Origin of the sequence: Ligaoa zhengdingensis, from assembly GCF_014384885.1 — a bacterium.
In the GTDB taxonomy this organism is placed as follows: domain Bacteria; phylum Bacillota; class Clostridia; order Oscillospirales; family Ruminococcaceae; genus Ligaoa; species Ligaoa zhengdingensis.
Window position 1 is genome coordinate 1 of record NZ_JACRST010000062.1, and the last position, 2,581, is coordinate 2,581.

Below are 2,581 nucleotides of genomic sequence, written 5' to 3' on the forward strand. Positions count from 1 at the left end.
GGGACGCTCTGCAATGTAGGACTTGCAAATCTCAATCTGATTTGCGATGACATCCACCTTTTCGGACTTGCCGCTGTTTTCAACGGAAAGACGGGCATAGATGGCTGTTGAGAAGACCTTGGAAGAGACAGATTCGATAACCGGCTCTTCGACTGCAATTTGCTTTCTGCTTTTTCTTGCCATTTGCTCATCCCTCCTTTATACGGCAATATCCAGTTCGTCGGCATAACCGAGAACATATTCAAGCGTCTGCTGGTATTCGTCCTTGTACTTGAAGACGATTTCGATTGCATGATTTTCGTGAATCAGAATGCGGTCAACCAGCGACATCAGCACACGGCGGTTCAGCTCTTCGACGTTTTCATACTGCTTGAAAAGCGTTACCCAGTTCCGTTCAGTCGTGCCGGTTGTCACCGTCTGCTTCATTTCTTTTTTGACACGCAGAAGCGCGTCCTGCTTGTCCTCAATGATTTTGGTGTAGCTGTTGCGGAACTCGAAGTATTCCGATTTATCAATGACGCCGCCGATGAAGTTCTCGTAAAGCCCCAGCTTGAGCTTTTGGTACCGCTCAATCTCTTCCTCGATTTTTGCGATCTGGGCTTCGTAATTGAAAGCCTTACGGCTCTGAGACGGAAGCCGTTCGATCATCGCAAGCGCGTGTTCCAGATTGATGACAAGCTCGATCTGGTCATGAATAGCACGGAAGACCTTCTCTTCAACCTCTTTTGCGGCGATGCTGTGCGGGCTGCACGTCCGGCTGTGCTTATTGGTGGAGCAGACGTAGTAGATATATTTTTTCGTCCTCGACGGGACAGTCTTGCGGATCATTGGCTGCTGACAGTCTCCGCAGAACAGGAAGCCGGAAAACAGATGTGCCTCGTCCTGATCGGGGGAGCAGCGCATATCCCTTTGCATCATGACCTTGACTGCCATGAAGTCCTCGTAGGACACAAGAGCTTCATGCGCATTTTCAACCTTGACCCACTCGGATTCATCCTTGCTTTTCACGACGCGGACTTTGTAGTTGGGAGTGCCTCGCTTGCCCTGAGCCAGAACGCCGATATAAACCTCGTTGGTGAGAATACGCTGGACGGCTTTATATGTCCATTTTGCGGTATCGCCGGTTTTGAAGACGGTATCAAACTTCACACCGGCGGATTGCTTGTATTCCATTGGGGACAGGACGCCCATCTGGTTCAAACGCTTTGCAATACGTCCGATGGAGAAGCCGTCCTTGTACATGGAAAAGATCATCTGCACATATTCGCTGACCGCTTCATCCACGATGAGCTGGTTCTTGTTCTCCGGCGATTTCATGTAGCCGTATGGGGCGAACGAGCCGACGAACTCACCGCTCTTCTGCTTGACTTCCAGACTGCTTCGGATTTTCATGGAGATGTCCTTGCAGTAGGAATCGTTAATCAGGTTTTTGAACGGGATGACAAAGGAGTCGGACTGCGGATCACCGGTCAGACTGTCATACGCATCATTGATTGCGATGAAGCGTATGCCGAGCTGCGGGAAAATCTTCTCAATGTAGCGCCCGCCGTCGATGTAATTTCTTGAGAAGCGGCTGAGATCCTTGACTACAATGCAGTCAAGCGCACCCTTGCGGATTGCCTCTTCCAGCTTTTTGAATTGAGGACGATTGAAGGAAACGCCGCTGTAACCGTCATCCACAAATGGCTCACAGACAAGCTCCAAATCCTCATGCCTTGCGATGTAGTCCTCGCAGATGGCTCTCTGGCTGGCGATGGAGTTGCTTTCTACTTTGTCTCCATCCTCACGGGACAGACGGCAGTAGATCGCCGTGCGGTAAACCTTATCTGGCATAAAAATAACCTCCGTTTTTCTGTTTGGTGTGGTACATCAAATCAGAAAGACGAAGGCTTGCTTCAACTCTTATGAAGAGAAACACGAAAACGCCACATGACCATCAAGGCAAGCGGCTTAATCCGTATTCTTCTTTTTTTGACCGATTTCATTATACCACAGGCTCAATCGCTTGTCCATAGAACCGGGTGAAAAGATTCAGACTGTTCATAAATCAAAGACCTCTCAGATAGTGTTCCAGACAATCTTCCATTGTCGTGTCCGTCTCGGCGAAGCTGATCTTCACCACTGTCTTCCCGTCCAGATAACAATAAGGATTTCTGATCTGCTTGATGAACTCCCTCAGCCTGTCCTCTCGCGGTGCCGCAGGATCAAGCCGGACGCTGCTTCTCTGAACGAGTGTGCTTCGGTCAACCGTTTTCGGGCTGACGTTTTTCATTGTTTCAATGCCCATCATATTCTAAGCACCTCCTGTTTCGTGGAACTATTCAGGACAAAAGGATATGGCAGAGCATCTTGTGAAGACACTCTGCCACATAGTTTTCATCCTGAAACTATATAGTAAGTTTCTTTTGGGTTTGTTTCATTGTCCGGCATATTTGCAGCTCGCGCCCCTGCCAGAAGAACTTTGCAGTTCCGGGAATGCTGCGGACTACCAATGGTCAATCGGTATCATGGGACTCTCACCCCTCCGAGGATCGCTCCGAGCCGCCCATTCAAAGAAAAGACGGAAGTATCATTATACCCG

General features: G+C 49.2%; 2 protein-coding genes and 1 pseudogene. All 3 read right to left on the reverse strand.

The window, feature by feature from the left end:
- Positions 1-183, reverse strand: a pseudogene (locus tag H8711_RS13430) (recombinase family protein); the annotation flags it as partial.
- Between the two features lie 15 nt (positions 184-198).
- Positions 199-1,833, reverse strand: coding sequence for a recombinase family protein (locus tag H8711_RS13435; RefSeq protein ID WP_249283858.1), 1,635 nt, complete (start codon positions 1,831-1,833; stop codon positions 199-201).
- 214 nt (positions 1,834-2,047) lie between these two features.
- On the reverse strand, positions 2,048-2,290 hold the full coding sequence (locus H8711_RS13440) for a DUF6870 family protein (protein ID WP_117452810.1): 243 nt from the start codon (positions 2,288-2,290) through the stop codon (positions 2,048-2,050).
- Between the last annotated feature and the right edge of the window lie 291 nt (positions 2,291-2,581).

Bases quoted from the DNA above. Each gene is read 5' to 3' on its own strand.
- H8711_RS13435 (WP_249283858.1), bottom strand. From the start codon at position 1,833: ATGCCAGATAAGGTTTACCGCACGGCGATCTACTGCCGTCTGTCCCGT.
- H8711_RS13440 (WP_117452810.1), bottom strand. From the start codon at position 2,290: ATGATGGGCATTGAAACAATGAAAAACGTCAGCCCGAAAACGGTTGAC.